This is a genomic window from Brevundimonas sp. FV1ye7S (assembly GCF_058680995.1).
On the sequence record NZ_CM178726.1, the window covers coordinates 2,192,181 to 2,211,376 of the forward strand.

The window sequence follows — 19,196 nt, forward strand, 5'->3', positions numbered from 1 at the left end:
GGCGTATTTGGCAGACTGGTCGCTCCGGAAACGTTTTCGGAAGTCTTGGAGCTTACATTAAGACCACCTGAGCCTAGCATTGGGCGCGTCCGAATGTGGCGAGGACAGAGCGACATCCGATGGCCAATTCATAGCTCCGCCTTCAGACGTCTACAGCTCGAGGGTCCCACCCCGACTGAAAGAAACCTTATTTCCTATGAGAAGCGTCTCCTGATGCACGCTACCCATAAAGGCTATCGGCACGTCGGAGGTCGGCGTCTAAGTGATTTCGACCTCTTGGCACGATTACAACATCACGGAGCAGCCACAAGGCTGATAGACGCCACACGAAATGCTCTCGTGGCACTCTACTTCTCTGCTATTTCAAATCCTCGAACAGACGGAGTTCTTATAGGTCTGAATGCCCACTTCTTAGGAGGTTACGAGAACGAGCCGAAGGAAGATGAATATGATAAAGTCGTTGAAGGCCTAGAGAAATTCGAACACCCGCAAACTTGGGAACCCCCAGCCATCACAGCAAGAATATCTGCTCAAGGCTCCCAGTTTCTTTACAGCTCAGTGGCAATCACCGAACGCGGGAGCCTTTCCGTTTCCTCCAAGAAACATGCGCTCACAATCATTCCCATACTCTCATCCACAAAGCGCGAAATCGTAGAAACTCTCTCCGAGTCCTTCGACATTAGGCACCTAAATCTTTTTCCCGATATCGACGGGTTTTGCTACACTAACCGCGCCGACGTTAAGCAGTATGATGCGCTACGGTGGTAGTATCCTCCATCCTCTTCGTCTGCCTCGGCAACATCTGTCGCTCCCCCCTCGCCGAGGCCGCCCTCCGCGCCGAGGCCCAACGCCTGCGCCTTGACCTGATCGTCGAGTCCGCCGGCACGGGGAACTGGCATGTCGGCCATCCGCCCGATCCGCGCGCCCAGGCCGTGGCGCGCAAACATGGGATCGATATTTCCGGCTATCAGGGCCGGCAGGTGACGCCGGCGGACTTCCGCCGCTTCACCCACGTCATCGCCCTGGACCACGACAACCTGGCTGATCTGCGCCGGATCCAGCCCAGGGACGATGAAGGGGGCGCCGTCGCCGAACTCAGCCTGCTGCTCGACCACGTGCCCGGCCGCGAGGGCCAGGCCGTGACCGATCCCTATTTCGGCGACGACGCCGGGTTCGAGATCACCTGGGCCGAGGTGACGGCGGCGGGGGAACAGCTGGCCGGGAGACTGCGCCGCACGCGCGACTGACCGCGCCCCCTCCGTCTCGCCGGCTTCGCCGGCGATCCACCTCCCCCAAGGGGGGAGGATTTCGGTCGTCGTCACCGTTCGCATTCCTCCCCCATTGGGGGAGGGGGACCGCCGCGCTCTTCGCGCGGTGGTGGAGGGGGCTTGCCGCGCACCGGGTCTCGACGCACATTCCCGCCATGGATGCACCGCGCAAAACCCTGGATCGCGCCCGTGAACTCCGCCGCAGCCTGACCCTGCCCGAGGTCCTGCTGTGGCAGGCGTTGCGCGAACGCGGGCTGTGCGGGGCGCGGTTCCGGCGTCAGCATCCGATCGGCCCCTATATCCTCGACTTCTACTGCGACGCGGCCCGGCTGGCGGTCGAGATCGACGGGTCCAGCCATGACGCCCCCGATCAGGCGCGGCATGACGCCCGCCGCACCGACTGGCTGACCCAGAGGGGCGTCGCCGTGCTGCGGATACCGGCGCGGGATGTGCTGGCGGACCTGGCCGGGGTGCTGGAGGGGATCGGGTTGCGGCTCAGGGGCTAGACGGGCCCCCTCCGTCTCGCCGGCTTCGCCGGCGATCCACCTCCCCCAAGGGGGGAGGATTTCGGTCGTCGCCACGCGCATTCTGGATCATCGCCGTTCGCATTCCTCCCCCCTTGGGGGAGGGGGACCGCCGCGCCTCTTCGCGCGGTGGTGGAGGGGGCTGGGCGCGCGGCCGGCGCCCGAAGCGGTCGCCCCCGCCGTCGGCCTCGACGATCAGTCGCGGCCCCGTCCCGTGATCCTGCGCCAGATCCGCTTGCGCGCCTCGACCACCGACACCCCCAGCAGGGCCGCCGTGGTCCAGAACAGGGCCTCAGTCGTCACCGCCGCGACGAGGACCAGGGTGATGCGCGCGCCGCGATCCAGATCCAGATAGAGGCCCAGCCCGAACCCGGCCCAGGCGCATACCGCCGCCACCAGCAGGGCCGCCGCCAGGGCCTTCAGGAACCCCTTGCCCCGCGTCAGCACGCCCTTTTTCGGCGTCTCCACCGTCCCCGTTTCGATCGTCATGGCGAACTCCTTTGTTTTTCGACGCCTGACCTGAAAGTCTCGGCGCTTCCTTGAGTCTTTCATCCCGACCGACGATTCTTTCACGGAGACCGCCGCGCTTGGGACGCGACCAGACCTTCGAGGCCCTGCTGGCCGAGCACGGCGGCATGCTGCGCCGCATCGCCTCCGCCTATGAGGCGGATCGCGAGCGGCGGCGCGAGCTGGAGCAGGACATATTGCTGGCCGTCTGGCGCGCCCTGCCCCGGCACCGGGGCGAGGCGCCCCTGCGCCATTTCATCGCCCGGGTGGCCCACAACCGCGCCGTCACCCATGTGGCGCGCGAGGCGGCCGAGCCGCGCCGCCAGCCCCTGGACGAGGCCGCCCCCTGCGACGCCCCCACCCCGCACGAGGCGGCCGAGACGCGGGATCTGCACGACCGGCTGGGCCAGGCGGTGCGCGCCCTGCCCCTGTCGCTGCGCCAGCCGGCGCTTCTGACCCTGGAAGGCTTCGCCCCGGCCGAGATCGCCGACATGCTGGGCCTGAACCCCAACGCCGTCTCCATCCGCCTGACCCGCGCCAAGGCGGCGCTGCGGGAGGCGTTGAACCCCACACCGTCCCAAGAGGTCCGCCCATGACCCGCCCTGATGACGACTGGACCGACCTGACCCAGGCCTGGACCGAGACCCCCGACCCCGAACCCCGCCTGGACGCCGACTTCATCCGGACCTTGCGCCGCCGCGACCGACTGGCCCGGCTCAATTTCTGGCTGGAGATGGGCGGCGGGGTCGTCGTGCTGGGGGTCGTGGGCTGGGGCGCCTATCGCGGCATTCCCCTGGCCCCGCTCGCGGCCGGCCTGGTGTTCGTCCTCGTGGCCCTGGGCCTGACCGTCTGGGCGCGACGCGACCATCCCGGCCTATTGACCGAGACGCCCCAGGCCGGGCTGCGCTTCGCCCTGGGCCAGGCTCGCACCGGCTATCGCTGGGCCCTGTCCGGCGTCGCCATCAGCGTGGCGGCCATGATCTTCCAACTCGTCATCCTGACGACGGTCGATCCCGCGCGGGGCCCCGCCGGGGCCGTCATCGCCGGGATGTTCGGCTTTCTGGTCATCTGCATCGCCTACTACCTGCGTCACGCCCGCCGCTGCCGCCGTCGGATGGCGGCGCATCGGGCGGCGCTGGAGGCGCTGGAAATGGACGCCCCCTAGGTCCGGATTAGGCGACCCGGAGGAACAGCACTCGCGCCGCGCCGTAATCTCGGGCGTCCAGCCGTTCATAGCCGGGCGTGTCGATGTCGGGCTCGTCCGACCCGCGCTCGAACACCACCAGGGCGCCGGGCTTCAGCCAGTTCCCCTCCAGCAGCCTTGCCAGCGTCTGCTCCCCCAGACCCTTGCCGTAGGGCGGGTCCAGGAAGGCGATGTCGAAGGCCTCGCCGTCCGATCCGGGCCGCACCCCCAGATCCGTCGCGCTGCGCCGATGCACCCGCGTGCGCCCCATGACCCCATAGGCGTCGGCGTTCTCCCGGATCGCGCCCCGCGCCCCGTCGTCGGTCTCCACGAACAGGCAGAAGCCCGCGCCCCGACTGACGGCCTCGAACCCCAAGGCGCCCGATCCGGCGTACAGGTCGATGACCCGCGCGCCGTTCAGGCTCTCGGCCCAGGCGGCGTGTTCCAGCACATTGAACACCGCCTGCCGCGCGCGGTCGGAGGTCGGGCGCGTGCCCTGCCCCTCCGGCGCGACGATGGCCCGCCCCTTCAGGCTTCCCGCAACGATCCGCACGGCGTCAGTCCTGCGGCGGCGCGAACTGCGCCCACAGCTGTTCGGTCGTCAGGCGCGGCCGGTCGCCCGCCAGCGCGTAGCCGTCCGGCTTGCTTTCAATGCAGAACTCGTCCTCCAGCGCAAAGGCCGTCGGATCGTCGAACGCCTGGGCCGAGACCATGGTGATCCCGCCGTCGTTGGCGCGCCAGAACAGGCCGGTTCCGCAGGCCGGGCAGAACTGCCGCGTCGCCCAGTCGGACGAGGCGTAGGTCGCCACATCGCCCTGGACCTCGACGCTGTCGCCGCAATCGACGCTGAACAGGATGCCGCCCGAAATGCGCCGGCACGTGCCGCAATGGCAGGCGTGCATGCCGCCGTTGGGCGTTGCTGTGAAGGTTACCGCGCCGCACAGGCACCGGCCGGACAGGCGTGCATCCATCGTCAGGTCTCCATTCGCCTCTTAGCGCGGCGTGCGGGGCTTGCCCCCCGGCGCACGGCCGCTGGTGCCCGACGGGCCAGCCGGCTTGCCGCCGCCGGTGCGTGGCGGCCGGGTTTCGCGTCCGCTGGGCGAAGCCGCGCCGAAGCCGCGCGGCTTGAACTCGCGCTTGCCGGCGTCAGCGCCCGCCGTGCGCGGCTTGTACTCGCGCTTGGGCCCGTCGCTGCTGCGGGCCGGAGCCCCCTCGCGCGGCGTGTAGGCGCGGGCGGGACGATCACCCTCCTCGCGCGGCTTGTAGGTGCGGGCCGGGCGTTCGCCGTCGGTCGGCGCGCCCTCGCGCGGTTTGAAGCTCTTCTTCGGATGGCCGGTCTTGGGCGCGGCCTTGGCCCAGCCTTCCTTCTTCGGCGGGCGCTCGCGGCGCTCGACCGCGTCGGCCTGGGCCGTTTCGGCGGCGCGGACCCGGCTGGGCTTGCGCGACGGGTCCGACATGGCCGAGCCCGAGCGTCCCTTGACGATGGGGGTCGACACCCGACGGCCGGGGATGGGCGCGGGCGTCTCGACCGTATTGCCGGTCGGCAGGTTCTCGGGCCGGATGTACTCAGCCAGCAGTTCGCGGATCACCCGCGGCCCAACCTCTTCGACCGAGCCGATGGGCAGGACGTCGAGGCGGAACGGGCCATAGGCCAGGCGGATCAGGCGATTGACCGTCAGGCCGACCGACTCCAGCACCTTGCGGACTTCGCGGTTCTTGCCCTCGGTGATCGAGACCGAGATCCACAGGTTGGCCGGCGCGCGACCATCCTCGGACTTGGACTCCTTGGCCTTGTCCAGCGTCGCCTCGATGGGGCCGTAGGAGACGCCGTCCACGACGACGCCGTCCTTCAGCGCGTCCAGCTGTTCCTGGGTGATCTTGCCCCGCGCCCGCGCCCGGTACTGACGCACCAGCGAGGTCGCCGGCAGTTCCAGCGCCCGGCTCAGTTCGCCGTCATTGGTCAGCAGCAGCAGGCCTTCGGTCGCGAGGTCGAGCCGTCCGACCGAGATCACGCGCGGCAGACCGGCCGGCAGGGCGTCGAACACGGTCGGCCGTCCGGTCGGATCGCTGTGGCTGGTCAGCAGGCCGGCCGGCTTGTGATAGCGCCAGACCCGCGTCGCCTGGGTCGAGCCGATGGGCTTGCCGTCCACGGTGATCACGTCGTCGCGCGTCACCAGGGTGGCGGGCGTGTCCAGGATGCGGCCGTTGACGGCCACCTTGCCCAGGCCGATCAGTCGCTCGACCTCGCGGCGCGAGGCGATGCCGGCGCGGGCCATGGTCTTGGCGATTCGCTCGGCGCGCAGCGGCGTGTCGGTCTTGCCTGAATTGGACGACGGCTTGCCGTCCTTGCCGGCGCGCGGCCGATCTCCCCGGTCCGGCTTGTCGCCGAACCGCTTGGGGCCGTCTTCGCGAGGGCTGCGCGGCTTGTCGCCGAAGGAGGTCTTCCCGTCGCCGCTCTTGCGAGGACCGGAGGATTTAAAGGGCCGGGGCGACCGTTCGTCTTGACGGGCGCGGGGCTTCTTGTCGTTGTCGTCTGTATGGCGGACCATGATGAGCGGTTCATGCGCATGGCGCTGGACCAAGCGCAAGCGGCGGCGGACGCAGGAGAGGTGCCTGTGGGCGCAATTCTTGTCGATCCTGCCTCAGGTGAGGTAATTTCGACCGGCGCCAACGGTCCGATTGCGGCGCACGACCCCACCGCCCACGCCGAGATCGTCGCCATGCGGCGCGCGGCGACGGCGCTGGACAACTACCGACTGACCGGCCTGACCCTCTATGTGACGCTGGAGCCCTGCGCCATGTGCGCCGGCGCCATCAGCCACGCCCGGATCGGCCGCGTGGTCTGGGCCGCCGACGATCCGAAGGGCGGCGCGGTGATCCACGGCCCCCGCCTGTTCGAACAGCCCACATGCCACTGGCGCCCGACGACGGACTGGGGTCTTCTGGCTGACGAGTCGTCCGGCCTGCTCAAATCCTTCTTCCGTCAACGGAGGGGAACGGCCGCGAGCGGCGTACGTTAGACCGGCGCGCCAAGCGGCGCCGTTGTGAGGATAAGCGTCTTGTTCAAGCCGGTTCCGCCGTCGTCCCTCGTCCACCGCGGCCTGGCCGCCCCCGCCCTTGTCGCCGCCCTGGCGCTTCTGGCCGCCTGCGGCCCCGATCCCGACAAGGCGCCCAGCACCGGCGACGAGGTCAAGGAACGCGCCATCGAGGCCCAGACCGCCCGCCAGCGTACCGGCGCCGAGGTCCAGGACCGCACCCTGAACCGCGTCGTCCACACCGTTTATCTGTGCGACAACGGCGAACGCCTGTCGGTCGATTTCGACAATCCGCGCCAGATGGCGACCATCCGCAACTCGTCGGGCGAGGCCATCGACCTGTACCAGGAACGCGCCGCCGACGGCATCTGGTACCGCGCCTCCAACGTCGATCTGCGTGGCAAGGGCGTCCTCGCCACCTGGTCCGTCCAGGGCCGCCAGCCGACGCAATGCCGGGCGGTGGATTAGGCCAGCGCCGCCAGCCTTCGATCCAGCCCGTCCCGCACCTCGGGCCAGTCGTCGTCGATCACGGCGAACATGGCCGTATCCCGCGCCCGGCCGGTCCAGGTGATCTTGTGCTTTCTCAGCACCCCCTCGGCCCTGGCGCCCAGTTTCAGGATCGCCGCCCGGCTTCGGGCGTTGAGGGCGTCGGTGATGATCTCGACCCGCACCGCCCCGGCGTCAAAGGCATGGCCCAGCAACAGCCGTTTGCAGGCCGGATTGATCGCCCCGCCCCGCGCCTCAGGCCGATAGAAGGTCGAGCCGATCTCGCAGCGGCGATAGGCCGGATGGATCTCGTACAGGCTGGTCGTGCCCACCACCGCCCCGTCCGAGCGTCGCCGCACGGCGTAGGCGATCCGTGTGCCGGACCGCATGGCCGTCAGGGCGCTGTCCCACCAGCCGCCGAAATGCTCGCCCTGGGCCGAGCCGACCATGGCGGCCCAGGCCTCGGGATCGCAGTTCAGCGCCGCACGAACCTCGTCTTTCAGACCGTCCTCGAACGGCTCCAGCCGCACGAACCGATCCTCTAGCGGGACCGGGACGATCCGCATCACGCCGTCGCACCTTCCTCGATCAGGAAGGCGCGCACCTTGTTCGCGTCCACGCCTTTGGACACGAAGGCCTGGCCGATCCCGCGCGCCAGGATCAGGGTCAGGGCCCCGCCTTCGGCCTTCTTGTCGCCGGCCATCAGGGCCAGCAGCCGGTCGGCGCCGAACACGCCCGCCTGATCCAGACGCGTCGGCAGGCCCGCCGCCGCGACCACCGCCTCGACCCGCGCCACATCCTCGGCCGAACACAGGCCCTCGCGCGCCGAATAGCGGAAGGCCATGCAGCACCCTAAGGCCACCGCCTCGCCATGGGCCAGGGCGTCTTCGTCGAAGCCGACCTCGGTCTCGACCGCATGGCCGAAGGTGTGGCCCAGGTTCAGCAGGGCGCGCCGCCCGGCCTCCTTCTCGTCCTCGCCGACCACGGCGCTCTTGATCTCGACCGAGCGGATCACGGCCCGTTCCAGCGCCGCCGGATCGCCCTCGGCGCCCGCCGCCCCTTCGCCCGCCAGCCAGTCGAAGAAGCCCGCGTCGCAGATCAGCCCGTGCTTGAGCACCTCGGCCCAGCCGGACTTCACCTGCCGCGCCGGCAGGGTCGCCAGAACATCGATGTCGGCCAGGACCAGGCGCGGCTGATGAAAGGCGCCGACCAGGTTCTTGCCGCGCGGCGTGTCGATGGCCGTCTTGCCGCCGACCGACGAATCCACCTGGGCCAGCAGGGTGGTCGGAATCTGCACGAAGTCGACGCCCCGCATGTACAGCGCCGCCGCCAGACCGGCCAGATCGCCCACGACCCCGCCGCCCAGGGCGACGACCACGTCCTTGCGGTCCAGCCCGATCTCCAGCAGCCGGTCCAGCACCCGCTCCAGCTCGGCGAAGGACTTGGAGGCCTCGCCCGCCGGCACGGCCACGATCTCGCTCTTGACGCCCGCCGCCGACAGGGACGCGGTCAGGGCCGGCGCGTGGATGCGCGCCACGGTCTCGTCGGTGACGATGACGGTCCGTCCCCTGGCCAGGGGGGCGATGCGCGCGCCCGCCTGGGCCAGCAGCCCACGCCCCACCACGACGTCATAGGCCGCAAAGGCCCCGCCGCTGACCGAAATGATCGTCATCGCCTCGTCTCCGCGCGCCGTCTGTGGCGCCAGTGCCGGCGCAGGTTCTTGTGAATGGCGTCCACCGCCTGCCCATGCGAGCCCTGGCCCACGTCCACGGTCACATCCGCCTCGCCATAGATCGGATAGCGGGCTTCGGCCAAGGTCGTCAGCACCGCCAGCGGATCCTTGCCCCGCAACAGCGGCCGTGTGTCGCGCCGCGCCACCCGTTCGGCGATCACCGCCAGATCGGCCCTCAGCCAGACCGTGTCGGCCCGTTCCTTGAGCAGGGCGCGGGTTTCCGCATTCATCATCGCCCCGCCGCCGGTGGCCAGGACAATGGGCGGCCCCTCCAGCAGACGGCGGATCACCCGCGCCTCGCCCGCGCGGAATTCCTCCTCGCCCAGGGCGGCGAAGATTTCGGACACCGTCATCCCGGCCGCCGATTCGATCTCCACGTCGCCGTCGGCGAAGGGCAGTTTGAGCCGGTTGGCCAGCCGCCGCCCCACCGACGATTTGCCCACCCCCATCAGCCCGACCAGGGCTATGGTGCGGCTCGGGCCCGGATTCGCGCGCCGCCTCATCCGGCGGCTCCGGCGGAACGGACGGTCGAAAGGACGGCGAAGGCGGCGGAACGGGCAGGCATGATCGATCAAACCTCTACACCAAGCCCGCCCGCGCGCCAGCCGCCCAGGGACCGGATCGCGTCATGACGCCCCAGATCGAGGCCTTTCTGGAGATGATGGCGGTCGAACGCGACGCCTCGCCCCACACCCTGTCCGCCTACGGCCGCGACCTGGCGGACGCCGAGGCCGCCCTGGTCGAGGCCGGTGGGCTCATGCAGGCCGACCAGGAAGCGCTTGAGGTCTGGTTCGCCGACCTGTCGCGGCGCGGCCTGTCGGCCGCCACCGCCGCCCGACGTCGTTCCTCGGCGCGCCAGTTCTACCGGTTCGCCCTGGCCGAGGGCTGGCGCACGGACGATCCGTCGCGCCGTCTGGACGCGCCCAAGCAAGGCCGCCCCCTGCCCAAACTGCTCAGCCGCGACGAGATCGACCGCCTGCTGGCCGCCGCCGCCGCGCGCGACGCCGCAGGGGGGCTGCGCCTGGTCGCCCTGGTCGAAATGGCCTACGCCTCGGGGCTGCGGGTCTCGGAGCTGCTGGGGCTGAAGGTCGATGCGGTGCGTCGCGACCCCGCCTATCTGATCGTGCGCGGCAAGGGCGGCAAGGAACGGCTCGCCCCGCTGAACGCCGCCGCACGCGAGGCGATAAAGACCTGGCTGACCGCGCGCGACGCCAAGCTCAAGGGCAAAGATGGGCGAAAACCCGCGGCGCCCGACAGTCCCTGGCTGTTTCCCTCGTCCGGCCGCACCGGCCATCTGACGCCGCGCCGCTTCGCCCAGCTTCTGGACGAGGCGGCGCTGGTCGCCGGCGTCGACCCCGCCCGCGTCAGCCCCCACGTCCTGCGCCACGCCTTCGCCACCCACCTGCTGGAAGGCGGCGCCGACCTGCGCGTCGTCCAGACCCTGCTCGGCCACGCCGACATCGCCACGACCCAGATCTACACCCACGTCGCCACCGACCGCCTGGCCCAGGTCGTCCAGCAGAACCACCCCTTGGCGCGGGATGATTGACGGCGCATATTCGAGCCATGGGCGAGGATTTCTACGTCAAGGCGATCTGGGACCCCGAGGCCGAAGTCTGGTTCAGCGACTCCAACATCGTTGGCCTCGTGATCCAAACCGCGACGCTGACCGAGTTCGAAGTGCTGGCCCGGCATTTCGCTGCAGAGCTTCTGGCCGAAAATATGAACGTTATCGGCGACACCCTCATTAGGTTCGAGGCTGCAGCACGTTTCACAGTCGCGGCTCTTCCCTTCCCTCTCCCAGCGGTAGAGGGCTTGAGCGCCCGAGAGCGCAGCGATCGGTCTTGCGCGAAAGGGTGAGGGGTATGGGTGCGAACTCGCCCACCGACAGGCCCTCATCCGGCCCTGCGGGCCACCTTCCCCCCATGGGAGAAGGAAGCGGCTCTGAACCCCGCTTGCCCGGCGGCCTCGACCTCTCTAGTTTCCCCCGCCTTCCCTAGGGGCGGTTTTCCCGCCTGCAGTCCCGGACGCCTTTATGGCCACGCACTATCTCGACTTCGAAAAGCCGATCGCCGATCTGGAAGCCAAGATCGAGGAACTGTCGGCCCTGTCCGAGACCTCCGGCGGTTTCGACGCCGAGATCGCGGGCCTGCGCAAGAAGGCGGAACAGCTGCGTAAGAAGACCTACGCCGGTCTCGACCCCTGGATGAAGACCCAGGTGGCGCGCCATCCGCAGCGGCCGCATTTCGTCGACTATGTCGAGAGCCTGTTCACCGACTGGAACGAGCTGCACGGCGACCGCAAGTTCGGCGATGATCAGGCCATACTGGGCGGCCTGGCCCGGTTCCGCGGTCGGCCCGTCGTCATCATGGGCCAGGAAAAGGGCCACGACACCGCCACCCGCATCACCCACAATTTCGGCATGGCCCGGCCCGAGGGCTATCGCAAGGCCGTGCGCTTGATGGACCTGGCCGAACAGTTCGGCCTGCCGGTGCTCAGCTTCATCGACACCGCCGGCGCCTATCCGGGCCTGGGCGCCGAGGAGCGCGGTCAGGCTGAGGCCATCGCCCGTTCGACCGAACGCTGCCTGACCCTGGGCGTGCCCTCCATCGCCACCATCGCGGGCGAAGGCGGCTCAGGCGGGGCCATCGCCATCGCCGCCGCCAGCCGCGTGCTGATGCTGGAACACTCGATCTACTCCGTCATCTCGCCCGAGGGCGCGGCCGGCATCCTGTGGCGCGACGGCGCCCGGGCCAGGGACGCGGCCATGGCCATGAAGATCACCGGCCCGGACCTGCTGGCGCTGAAGATCGTGGACCGGCTGATCGACGAACCCGTCGGCGGCGCCCACACCGACCGCGCCGCCGCCATGGCCAACGTCGGCGACGTCCTGGCCGAGGAGCTGAAGGCCTTCGAAGGCCTGTCGCCCCAGCAGATCCGGAAGCAGCGCGCCGACCGCTTCTACGCCATCGGCGCGCTTTGACCGAACGGCGTTAACCCCGAATCCATGAAATCAGGTGAAGCTCTGCCCTGACCGGGGCGAAATCTAACCAATCATGGCGACACAGGGCGATTCTCTTCGAGAAAGCGCGGTTTTCAACCTCAGCGGCGCCATCACCATGGTCGTCGACGATTCGCCCTTCTCCCTGACCCTGACGGCGGGCGCCCTGGCCGGGTTCGGCATTCGCCCCGCCTTCACGGTCGGCAGAGGCGCCGAGGCGCGCCGCATTCTTCAGGAGAAGCCGGTCGATCTGCTGTTGGTCGATACCGACATGCCGGACATCGACGGTTTCGAACTGGTGCGCTGGCTGCGTCGGTCAGGGCCCAACCCCAACGCCTTCACGCCCGTGATCATGACGGCCAGCCATATTCGGCGCGGACGCGTCACCGAAGCGCGCGACTGCGGCGCCAATTTCGTCGTCACAAAGCCGTTCAGCGCCGCCATGCTGCTGGAGCGCATCCTGTGGGTCGCGCGCGACAGCCGGCCCTTCCTCGAGGTGGGCGACTATCTGGGACCGGATCGCCGGTTCCGGCACGACGACTATGACGGCGAAGAACGGCGGGCCGACATGATCCGCAAGAAGACCATGGAGTTCGCATGACGGTCATCACCCATGTCCAGCGCAAATCCCGTCTCGCGGAGATGGTGGATCGTCCCGGCGGCGTCAGCGTGGGAGTCGCCCTGGCCCAGGCCAAGGCCAATCTGGACGGGCTGAAGGACCAGGCCCTGGCCATCATATCCGAGAATATCGGCGCCCTGCTGGCGCACCCGACGCCGGACATCCCCGAAGCCCTGCGTCTGGACAGCGCCTACGCCGCCTCCAGCCAGGTCATCGACGCCGCCAGCCCCTTCGCGCTGGACGACCTGTGCACGGCGGCCAAGGGTCTGTGCGATCTGCTGGACGCCGCGCCGCGCCAGGGCGGGTTCGACTGGCGCATCGCCACGGTCCACGCCCAGGCGATGAAACTGCTGCTCAGCCTGACCCCGGACGCCCCCGGCACGGCCGAGGCCCGCATCGCCATCATGGCCAATCTGAGCGAAGTCCTGAAACGCAAGCTGCCGACGTCGCCTCAGTCCCCGGCCTGAGCCGCCTTGCCCGCCCGTGTCTGCTTTCGCCACAGGGCGGCGTATTCCCCGCCCAGCCGCGCCACCAGCTCGTGGTGCGCGCCCCGCTCGACGATCCGCCCAGCCTTCAGCACCAGGATCTGATCGGCGTCCGCCACGGTCGACAGCCGGTGCGCCACCACCAGGGTGGTCCGCCCCTGGCTGACCCGGCGCAGGGTCTTCTGGATCGCCGCCTCGGTGCGGCTGTCCAGGGCGCTGGTCGCCTCGTCCAGGATCAGGATGCAGGGATCGGCCAGCAGGGCGCGGGCGATGCCCACCCTCTGGCGTTCTCCGCCCGACAGTTTCAGCCCGCGCTCCCCGACCCGGGTCTCCATCCCGTCCGGCAGGCCCTGGATGAAGTCGGACAGTTCCGCCGCCGCCGCCGCCGCCCACACCTGGGCCGCATCGGCGTCCGGCCGGGCGAAGGCGATATTGGCGTAGAGGCTGTCGTTGAACAGGGCCACGTCCTGCGGCACCAGGGCCACCGCCGCCCGCAACGAGGCCTGGGTCACCGTCCGCGCATCATGCCCGTCGATCAGGACCCGCCCCTCCTGCGGATCCAGCAGCCGCAGCGCCAGTTTGACGATGGTGGACTTGCCCGCTCCCGACGGCCCCACCAGGGCCGTGGTCGTGCCCGGCGCGGCGACGAAGCTGACGTCCTCCAGCCCGCTGGTCCGGGCGTCGTGGCGATAGCCGACCTGCTGGAACTCCACCGAGGCCCCGCGCGCATCGACCGGGCGCGGCAGGGGGACGGCGTCGGCCGCATCCGCCACCTGGGGCGTCAGCCGCGTCACCTTCAGCATCTCCTCCATGTCGATGAAGGACTGGCGGATTTCCCGATAGGCGAAGCCCAGGATGTTCAGCGGCGCATACAGCGAGATCATGATCAGCACCGCCGCCGTCACATCCCCCGGCCCCATCCGCCCGGCGGCCGCCTCGAACCCGGCCATCACCGCCATGACGCCCAGACCCAGGTTCATGATCAGGGCCTGGATGCCGTTCAGCAGGGCCAGCGAACTGTTGGCCTTCAGCGACGCCTGGGCGTAGTCGCCCAGGGCCCGGTCATAGGTCTGGGCCGCCCGGCTCTCGGCCCCGAACGACTTGACCGTCTCATAGTTCAGCAGGGCGTCGACCGAGACGCCGGCCGCCTCGGAATCGGCGGCGTTCATGACCCGGCGATGCTCCAGCCGCCAGTTGGACAGGGCGAAGGTCGCGATCGTGTAGACCACCACCACCGCCACCGCGACCGCCGCGAACCGCCAGTCGTACTTGCCGCCCAGCACCGCCGCCGCCAGCGCCAGCTCCACCCCGGTCGGAACCAGGTTGAAGGCCAGGATGCGCAACAGGAAATCCACCGCCCGCGAGCCGCGATCCATGGTCCGCGACAGGGCGCCCGAGCGTTTGGTCTGGTGGAAATCCAGCGACAGGCTCAGCGCATGGGCGAACACCTCGGCCGCCGTCTTTCTCTGCGCCGCGGACCGCACCGGGGCGAACACCACGTCCGACACCTGGGGCGCGACCGACGACAGGAAGCGCACGATGGCCCAGCCCACGGCGAAGGCGGCGAAACCCCAGCCGACCGCCACGGCCGCCCCCTGCCCCGCCGCCAGCCGATTGACCGCCGCACCCAGCATCAGGGGCGCCAGCACCCCCAGCGCCTTGCCCGCCAGCGTCAGACCGACGGCCGAGACCAGCCGCACCCGCAGCTGCGGCGCGCCCGACCGGCCCACCAGCCGCACCAGGTCCGCCAACGCCTGCAGCGTCGGGGGTCCCTCTGTCTTTTCCTGCATGCTCCCCGCCTGTTGCGCCTTGACCATAGGGTCGCGCCGGCCGCCGGAGCGCTCTCCGCGCATCGCCATGATCCGCATATGGACAGACTATGCGACCGGGGAAAGGCCGCACGCGCGACAAGGGCTCAGTTCAGGCCCGCGATCGCCTCGATCAGTTCGTCCACGGCCTCTGCCTGGGTCGCCCAGGAACAGACGAACCGCACCGATCCGTCGTCGAACTGATAACAGGCCCAGCCTAGGGCGTTCAGCCTCTGGTGCGCCTCGGCCGGCATCCGCACGAACACCGTATTGGCCTCGACCGGATGGGCCAGGACATAGGGCGAGCGGGTCGCCACCCCCGCCGCCAGCCGTTTCGCCATCAGATTGGCGTGGGCGCCGCCCGATTCCCAGTCGCCGCTTTCCAGCAAGCCCAGCATCGGCCCGGCCAGCAGCCGCGCCTTGGACGCCACCTGCCCCGCCTGTTTCAGCCGATTGTCCAGCCGCCGCGCCAGGCTCTTGTCGAACAGGACCAGGGCCTCGACGCAGTTCGCCCCTGCCTTGGCCCCGCCGAACACCAGCACATCCACGCCCAGGCGCGGAATATCCTTCAGGTCGAACCCGGCCGCGACGGCGTTGGCCAGACGCGCCCCGTCCATGTGAACGCCGTATCCCCTGGCCTTCACCGGCTCGATCAGATGGCGCAGTTCTTCCTCGGTATAGACCGCGCCGTACTCGGTCGCCTGGGTCAGGGACAGGGCCGCCGGCGGCTGGCGATGCCCGACCTCGGGCTCGGCCAGTTGCGCCTTCAGCGCCAGCGGATCGATCCGCCCCGAAAACCCCGGCAGGCCGATCAGGCCGACGCCCTGGCCGAAGAAGCCCGGCGCCCCCGTCTCGTCGGTGCAGACATGGGCGGCGTTGTGCGCCAGCACCGCCTCGAACGGAAAGGCCAGCATCGACAGGGCGATGGCGTTGGCCGCCGTGCCGCTGAACACGAACCGGATCTCGGCGTCGGCGTCCAGCCGTTGGCGGATCTGGTCGGCGGCCCGCGCCGTGATCTCGTCTGAACCATAGGACCGGGCGTATCCGGCGTTGGCCCGCGCCAGACCTTCGACCGCGCTCGGCGCCATGCCGGCGGTGTTGTCGGATCCGAAATCGTATCGCATCAGCGCGTCTTCACCTTCACGTCATGCCCGCCGTCTTCCACCGTCCGTACACGGACGACCGGCATGACATCTTCATCGCCATAGGGCACGGCGACCTGATGCGGGAAGGGAATTTCGATCCCGGCGGCGTCCAGCGCCTCCTTGCCGCCCTGCATCAGATCGGCCTGGGTCTGCCACCAGTCCTCGACCTTGACCCAGGCGTGCAGCGTCACCTGCACCGAACTGTCCAGCAGCCCCGTCACCCCGGTCCAGGGGGGCGGATCAGCCAGCACGGTCTCGTGCGCCGCCGCCATGTCGGCCAGGACGGAACGCGCCTTGTTCAGGTCGTCGCCGTAGCCGACGCCGAAATTGATCTCGATCCGCCGCGTCTGCTGACCGGTCAGATTGGTCAGGGGATCGCTCAGAACCTTGGAATTGGGAATGACGATCTTGTGGTTGTTGGCGTTCGACAACTGGGTCGTGAACAGGTCCAGCCGCTGCACCGTGCCGGCCATGCCGCCGACGTCCACCACGTCGCCGACGCGATAGGGTCTCAGCACCAGCAGCATGATGCCCGAGGCCACGTTCGACAGGGTCCCCTGCAGGGCCAGGCCCACGGCCAGCGACGCCGCCCCCAGCACCGCGATGATCGAAGTGGTCTGCACCCCCAGCCGCTGCAGCACGGCGATCATGCCGATGATGATCACCACCACCCTGACCACCTGAACGCCGAAGCTCAGCACCGTCTGATCGTGCCGGAAGGCCCCGATCCGCGACAGGGCGTTGCGCGCCAGCCGCGCCGCCCATTTCGCCGCGAACAGCGTCGCCGCGAAGATCAGAACGGCGATGATCAGATTGATGGCGAAATCACCGGCCATGTCGGTGATCTTGGCGATCATGACGGTATCGACCGCCACGGCCTGACGCCCGGCGGCGACGGCTTCGGCTATAGGGGAGGCATTCGACATAAGGGGGGTCTAACGTCTCGATCTCCGAATGGAAGCCCGCTCAAGGCAATTTCACCACGACGCCGACGCGGGCCGCCCCCTCCGTCACGGCGCTCTGCGCCGCGCCACCTCCCCCAAGGGGGGAGGAATGCGAACACCAAAATCCTCCCCCCCCCTGGGGGAGGTGGATCGCCGGCGAAGCCGGCGAGACGGAGGGGGCCCGAACGGGTCCAACTGTCACAATGACGCTGGTCTCACTCCAATGATTCCAACCCCTTGCCAGATTCTCGCCCCGACTTCCCCGCCTGGGTTTCCCCGTCCCCTATAATCACGCCCGGTCTCGTCGCTTGGAGGGCTCGTAAGGCCTGCGACCTTGCGGCGGCGGGAGCGGATGGAACGGGAGCGGGGGTGAAATCCCTCCGCGCCGACGGCGTCTCAAAACGCCGCCGGAGGGTCGAGGGGGATACTCGGCCGCACTCGGGACGGTTCTTCGCAGGGACCGCCGACCCGTCGCAGGCTTATGGGGTTAGGCGATAAGACCGCCACCGCTCGGCGCCCCGAGCTTGCAGGCCAACCAACCGCGCGGGGCGTCAAACCTTCGTCGAAACGGTACTCAAAACACAAAACTCCGGGCGAAGGCCCGGCGCCCCGCCCAGCCCTCCGCTTCCAAAGGGCCTCCAACTCCGCCGCGAAAACGGCGGAGGCGCCGTCGTTCGCCGCTCGCCTTATTTGCTCTCGCGCCTCAGGATCGCTACATCCGCCCAAACCTCCCAATCCGACGAAACCCGAAGGGCGAAACCGCACCTCATGGCGCAGCAATATATTTTCCAGATGCAGGGTCTGACCAAGACCTTCCCCGGCGGCCGCAAGATCTTCGAGAACATCTGGCTCAGCTTCTATAACGACGCCAAGATCGGCGTCGTCGGGGTCAACGGCTCGGGTAAATCCACCCTGCTGAAGATCATGGCCGGCCTGGACAACGAGTTCACCGGCGAGGCCCGCGCCGCCGACGGCATCAAACGCGGCTATCTGGAGCAGGAGCCCCAGCTGGACCCCGCCCTGAACGTGCGCGAGAACGTCGAGGCCTGGTGCGAAGAGAAGCAGTGGGTCAACCGGTTCAACGCCGTCGCCGCCGAACTGGGCGAGAACTACACCGACGAGCTGATGGAGGAGATGACCGCCCTCCAGGAGAAGATCGACGCCGGCGACGTCTGGGACATCGACAGCCGTATCGAAATGGCCATGGGCGCCCTGCGCTGCCCGCCCGACGACTGGGAGGTCGCCAACCTGTCGGGCGGTGAGAAGCGCCGCGTGGCCCTGGCCCGCCTGCTGCTGTCCAAGCCCGACATGCTGCTGCTCGACGAACCGACCAACCACCTGGACGCCGAATCCGTCGCCTGGCTGCAGCACCACCTGGAAAACTTCCCCGGCTGCGTCATCCTGGTGACCCACGACCGTTACTTCCTGGACCTCGTCACCAAGTGGACGCTGGAGCTGGACCGCGGCAAGGGCCACCCGCACGAGGGCAATTATTCCTCGTGGCTGGAAGCCAAGACCAAGCGCGTCATCCAGGAACAGTCGGAATCCGAAGCCCGCCAGCGCGCCCTCACCCGCGAACTGGAATGGGTCCGTTCGGGCGCCAAGGCCCGTCAGGCCAAGTCCAAGGCCCGTCTGGCCGCCTATGAGCGGATGGTCGACGAGCAGGAATCGATGCGCGGGGCCCAGACCCACGCCCACATCCAGATCCCGCCCGGGCCGCGCCTGGGGAATGTCGTGCTGGAAGTCGAAGGCCTGGCCAAGACCTATGGCGACAAGACCCTGTTCGACAACCTGACCTTCAAGCTTCCGCCCAACGGCATCGTCGGCGTCATCGGCCCCAACGGCGCCGGCAAGTCGACCATGTTCAAGCTGATCACCGGTCAGGAAACCCCCGACGGCGGCACCATCAAGGTCGGCGAGACGGTCAAGCTGGCCTATGTCGACCAGTCGCGCGACGATCTGAAGCCGGACGAGACCATCTGGCAGGCCATCTCGGGCGGCACCGACGTGATGATGGTCGGCAAGCGCGAGATCAACACCCGCGCCTATGTCGGCAGCTTCAACTTCAAGGGCGGCGACCAGCAGAAGAAGGTCGGCCAGCTGTCGGGCGGTGAGCGCAACCGCGTCCACCTGGCCAAGACCCTGGCCTCGGGCGGCAATCTGATCCTGCTCGACGAACCGACCAACGACCTGGACATCGAAACCCTGCAGAACCTCGAAGAGGCGCTGGAAGAGTTCGCCGGCTGCGCCGTGGTCATCTCCCACGACCGCTGGTTCCTGGACCGTCTGGCCACCCACATCCTCGCCTTCGAAGGCGACGGCCATGTGGAATGGTTCGAAGGAAACTTCGAAGCCTACGAACAGGACAAGATGCGTCGCCTGGGCGCCGACAGCATCATCCCCAAGCGCATCCAGCACCAGAAGTTCGGCCGCTGATCGATCTGTGATAGGATGCGGGA

The 19,196-nt window shown here is 68.8% G+C and carries 23 protein-coding genes; 13 read left to right on the forward strand and 10 right to left on the reverse strand.

Going from position 1 to position 19,196, the window contains the following annotated elements; genetic code table 11:
* Nucleotides 1–93: 93 nt before the first annotated feature.
* The 3 genes from ACW18C_RS10585 (at nt 94) to ACW18C_RS10595 (ending at nt 1,774) form a co-directional block, all read left to right on the forward strand.
* Nucleotides 94–768, forward strand: coding sequence for an FRG domain-containing protein (locus tag ACW18C_RS10585; protein ID WP_492074004.1), 675 nt, complete (start codon nt 94–96; stop codon nt 766–768).
* Nucleotides 762–1,247 (forward strand): low molecular weight protein-tyrosine-phosphatase, encoded by a 486-nt coding sequence (locus ACW18C_RS10590; RefSeq protein ID WP_492070831.1) that lies wholly within the window; start codon nt 762–764, stop codon nt 1,245–1,247. Before ACW18C_RS10585 ends, ACW18C_RS10590 begins: the two co-directional genes overlap by 7 nt.
* A 176-nt stretch (nt 1,248–1,423) precedes the next feature.
* Nucleotides 1,424–1,774: an endonuclease domain-containing protein gene (locus ACW18C_RS10595; RefSeq protein WP_492070832.1), complete on the forward strand. Its 351-nt coding sequence runs from the start codon at nt 1,424–1,426 to the stop codon at nt 1,772–1,774.
* A 213-nt stretch (nt 1,775–1,987) separates the two neighbouring features.
* On the opposite strand, the gene ACW18C_RS10600 is transcribed toward ACW18C_RS10595, so the two are convergent.
* On the reverse strand, nt 1,988–2,281 hold the full coding sequence (locus tag ACW18C_RS10600; protein WP_008261540.1) for a hypothetical protein: 294 nt from the start codon (nt 2,279–2,281) through the stop codon (nt 1,988–1,990).
* A 98-nt stretch (nt 2,282–2,379) separates the two neighbouring features.
* Here ACW18C_RS10600 and ACW18C_RS10605 point away from each other — a divergent pair, with 98 nt between their 5' ends.
* A complete protein-coding gene (locus tag ACW18C_RS10605; protein WP_492070833.1) occupies nt 2,380–2,895 on the forward strand; it encodes an RNA polymerase sigma factor in 516 nt (171 codons plus the stop codon).
* Nucleotides 2,892–3,464: a hypothetical protein gene (locus ACW18C_RS10610; protein WP_492070834.1), complete on the forward strand. Its 573-nt coding sequence runs from the start codon at nt 2,892–2,894 to the stop codon at nt 3,462–3,464. Before ACW18C_RS10605 ends, ACW18C_RS10610 begins: the two co-directional genes overlap by 4 nt.
* Before the next feature lie 7 nt (nt 3,465–3,471).
* Here ACW18C_RS10610 and rsmD read toward each other — a convergent pair whose 3' ends face one another.
* From rsmD to ACW18C_RS10625, 3 genes are read right to left on the reverse strand one after another with little or no spacing between them, the layout of a single operon-like run.
* The gene (gene rsmD / locus ACW18C_RS10615; RefSeq protein ID WP_492070836.1) at nt 3,472–4,035 is read right to left on the reverse strand and encodes a 16S rRNA (guanine(966)-N(2))-methyltransferase RsmD; all 564 of its coding nucleotides are present in this window, start codon (nt 4,033–4,035) and stop codon (nt 3,472–3,474) included.
* Between the two features lie 4 nt (nt 4,036–4,039).
* Nucleotides 4,040–4,453: a GFA family protein gene (locus tag ACW18C_RS10620; protein WP_292150462.1), complete on the reverse strand. Its 414-nt coding sequence runs from the start codon at nt 4,451–4,453 to the stop codon at nt 4,040–4,042.
* A 21-nt stretch (nt 4,454–4,474) separates the two neighbouring features.
* Nucleotides 4,475–6,031 (reverse strand): pseudouridine synthase, encoded by a 1,557-nt coding sequence (locus ACW18C_RS10625; RefSeq protein ID WP_492070838.1) that lies wholly within the window; start codon nt 6,029–6,031, stop codon nt 4,475–4,477.
* Between the two features lie 12 nt (nt 6,032–6,043).
* Here ACW18C_RS10625 and tadA point away from each other — a divergent pair, with 12 nt between their 5' ends.
* Both tadA and ACW18C_RS10635 read left to right on the forward strand, forming a co-directional pair.
* Nucleotides 6,044–6,502 carry a tRNA adenosine(34) deaminase TadA gene (gene tadA / locus ACW18C_RS10630; protein WP_492070840.1) on the forward strand — a complete coding sequence of 153 codons (459 nt, stop codon included), beginning with the start codon at nt 6,044–6,046 and terminating at the stop codon, nt 6,500–6,502.
* A gap of 39 nt (nt 6,503–6,541) precedes the next feature.
* Nucleotides 6,542–6,985, forward strand: coding sequence for an MliC family protein (locus tag ACW18C_RS10635; RefSeq protein ID WP_008264014.1), 444 nt, complete (start codon nt 6,542–6,544; stop codon nt 6,983–6,985).
* On the opposite strand, the gene ACW18C_RS10640 is transcribed toward ACW18C_RS10635, so the two are convergent.
* Genes ACW18C_RS10640 through ACW18C_RS10650 form a run of 3 tightly spaced genes read right to left on the reverse strand, consistent with a single transcriptional unit; the run spans nt 6,982 to nt 9,238 of the window.
* On the reverse strand, nt 6,982–7,569 hold the full coding sequence (locus tag ACW18C_RS10640; RefSeq protein ID WP_426026354.1) for a GNAT family N-acetyltransferase: 588 nt from the start codon (nt 7,567–7,569) through the stop codon (nt 6,982–6,984). The genes ACW18C_RS10635 and ACW18C_RS10640 overlap by 4 nt on opposite strands.
* Complete coding sequence (gene aroB, locus ACW18C_RS10645; protein ID WP_492070842.1) at nt 7,569–8,675, reverse strand: 3-dehydroquinate synthase; 1,107 nt, start codon at nt 8,673–8,675, stop codon at nt 7,569–7,571. The genes ACW18C_RS10640 and aroB overlap by 1 nt, the downstream gene beginning before the upstream one ends.
* Nucleotides 8,672–9,238, reverse strand: coding sequence for a shikimate kinase (locus ACW18C_RS10650; protein WP_035309752.1), 567 nt, complete (start codon nt 9,236–9,238; stop codon nt 8,672–8,674). The genes aroB and ACW18C_RS10650 overlap by 4 nt, the downstream gene beginning before the upstream one ends.
* A 125-nt stretch (nt 9,239–9,363) precedes the next feature.
* On the opposite strand from ACW18C_RS10650, the gene ACW18C_RS10655 reads away from it, so the two are divergent.
* The 5 genes from ACW18C_RS10655 to ACW18C_RS10675 all read left to right on the forward strand — a co-directional run bounded on the left by ACW18C_RS10655 (nt 9,364) and on the right by ACW18C_RS10675 (nt 12,822).
* On the forward strand, nt 9,364–10,284 hold the full coding sequence (locus ACW18C_RS10655) for a site-specific tyrosine recombinase XerD (RefSeq protein ID WP_492070843.1): 921 nt from the start codon (nt 9,364–9,366) through the stop codon (nt 10,282–10,284).
* 17 nt (nt 10,285–10,301) lie between these two features.
* A complete protein-coding gene (locus tag ACW18C_RS10660; protein WP_492070845.1) occupies nt 10,302–10,595 on the forward strand; it encodes a DUF1902 domain-containing protein in 294 nt (97 codons plus the stop codon).
* A gap of 175 nt (nt 10,596–10,770) precedes the next feature.
* Nucleotides 10,771–11,718: an acetyl-CoA carboxylase carboxyltransferase subunit alpha gene (locus ACW18C_RS10665; protein ID WP_492070846.1), complete on the forward strand. Its 948-nt coding sequence runs from the start codon at nt 10,771–10,773 to the stop codon at nt 11,716–11,718.
* Between the two features lie 136 nt (nt 11,719–11,854).
* Nucleotides 11,855–12,337: a response regulator gene (locus ACW18C_RS10670; RefSeq protein ID WP_230307721.1), complete on the forward strand. Its 483-nt coding sequence runs from the start codon at nt 11,855–11,857 to the stop codon at nt 12,335–12,337.
* A complete protein-coding gene (locus ACW18C_RS10675) occupies nt 12,334–12,822 on the forward strand; it encodes a chemotaxis protein CheE (protein ID WP_291753419.1) in 489 nt (162 codons plus the stop codon). Before ACW18C_RS10670 ends, ACW18C_RS10675 begins: the two co-directional genes overlap by 4 nt.
* Here ACW18C_RS10675 and ACW18C_RS10680 read toward each other — a convergent pair.
* From ACW18C_RS10680 to ACW18C_RS10690, 3 genes are all read right to left on the reverse strand, one after another.
* Complete coding sequence (locus ACW18C_RS10680) at nt 12,807–14,630, reverse strand: ABCB family ABC transporter ATP-binding protein/permease (protein WP_232216246.1); 1,824 nt, start codon at nt 14,628–14,630, stop codon at nt 12,807–12,809. The genes ACW18C_RS10675 and ACW18C_RS10680 overlap by 16 nt on opposite strands.
* Before the next feature lie 125 nt (nt 14,631–14,755).
* Nucleotides 14,756–15,772 carry a threonine aldolase family protein gene (locus ACW18C_RS10685; protein ID WP_035308845.1) on the reverse strand — a complete coding sequence of 339 codons (1,017 nt, stop codon included), beginning with the start codon at nt 15,770–15,772 and terminating at the stop codon, nt 14,756–14,758.
* Entirely contained in the window at nt 15,772–16,719 is a 948-nt protein-coding gene (locus tag ACW18C_RS10690) for a mechanosensitive ion channel family protein (protein ID WP_492070847.1), read from the reverse strand. Before ACW18C_RS10690 ends, ACW18C_RS10685 begins: the two co-directional genes overlap by 1 nt.
* Before the next feature lie 786 nt (nt 16,720–17,505).
* Here ACW18C_RS10690 and ettA point away from each other — a divergent pair.
* Nucleotides 17,506–19,173 (forward strand): energy-dependent translational throttle protein EttA, encoded by a 1,668-nt coding sequence (ettA, locus tag ACW18C_RS10695; protein WP_035308847.1) that lies wholly within the window; start codon nt 17,506–17,508, stop codon nt 19,171–19,173.
* The last annotated feature ends 23 nt before the right edge of the window (nt 19,174–19,196 follow it).

Coding starts and splice junctions, on each gene's coding strand:
- ACW18C_RS10585 (WP_492074004.1), top strand. CDS start 94: ATGTGGCGAGGACAGAGCGACATCCGATGGCCAATTCATAGCTCCGCC.
- ACW18C_RS10595 (WP_492070832.1), top strand. CDS start 1,424: ATGGATGCACCGCGCAAAACCCTGGATCGCGCCCGTGAACTCCGCCGC.
- ACW18C_RS10600 (WP_008261540.1), bottom strand. CDS start 2,281: ATGACGATCGAAACGGGGACGGTGGAGACGCCGAAAAAGGGCGTGCTG.
- ACW18C_RS10610 (WP_492070834.1), top strand. CDS start 2,892: ATGACCCGCCCTGATGACGACTGGACCGACCTGACCCAGGCCTGGACC.
- ACW18C_RS10620 (WP_292150462.1), bottom strand. CDS start 4,453: ATGGATGCACGCCTGTCCGGCCGGTGCCTGTGCGGCGCGGTAACCTTC.
- ACW18C_RS10625 (WP_492070838.1), bottom strand. CDS start 6,031: ATGGTCCGCCATACAGACGACAACGACAAGAAGCCCCGCGCCCGTCAA.
- tadA (WP_492070840.1), top strand. CDS start 6,044: ATGCGCATGGCGCTGGACCAAGCGCAAGCGGCGGCGGACGCAGGAGAG.
- ACW18C_RS10640 (WP_426026354.1), bottom strand. CDS start 7,569: ATGCGGATCGTCCCGGTCCCGCTAGAGGATCGGTTCGTGCGGCTGGAG.
- aroB (WP_492070842.1), bottom strand. CDS start 8,675: ATGACGATCATTTCGGTCAGCGGCGGGGCCTTTGCGGCCTATGACGTC.
- ACW18C_RS10650 (WP_035309752.1), bottom strand. CDS start 9,238: ATGAGGCGGCGCGCGAATCCGGGCCCGAGCCGCACCATAGCCCTGGTC.
- ACW18C_RS10655 (WP_492070843.1), top strand. CDS start 9,364: ATGACGCCCCAGATCGAGGCCTTTCTGGAGATGATGGCGGTCGAACGC.
- ACW18C_RS10660 (WP_492070845.1), top strand. CDS start 10,302: ATGGGCGAGGATTTCTACGTCAAGGCGATCTGGGACCCCGAGGCCGAA.
- ACW18C_RS10665 (WP_492070846.1), top strand. CDS start 10,771: ATGGCCACGCACTATCTCGACTTCGAAAAGCCGATCGCCGATCTGGAA.
- ACW18C_RS10670 (WP_230307721.1), top strand. CDS start 11,855: ATGGTCGTCGACGATTCGCCCTTCTCCCTGACCCTGACGGCGGGCGCC.
- ACW18C_RS10675 (WP_291753419.1), top strand. CDS start 12,334: ATGACGGTCATCACCCATGTCCAGCGCAAATCCCGTCTCGCGGAGATG.
- ACW18C_RS10680 (WP_232216246.1), bottom strand. CDS start 14,630: ATGCAGGAAAAGACAGAGGGACCCCCGACGCTGCAGGCGTTGGCGGAC.
- ACW18C_RS10685 (WP_035308845.1), bottom strand. CDS start 15,772: ATGCGATACGATTTCGGATCCGACAACACCGCCGGCATGGCGCCGAGC.
- ACW18C_RS10690 (WP_492070847.1), bottom strand. CDS start 16,719: ATGTCGAATGCCTCCCCTATAGCCGAAGCCGTCGCCGCCGGGCGTCAG.
- ettA (WP_035308847.1), top strand. CDS start 17,506: ATGGCGCAGCAATATATTTTCCAGATGCAGGGTCTGACCAAGACCTTC.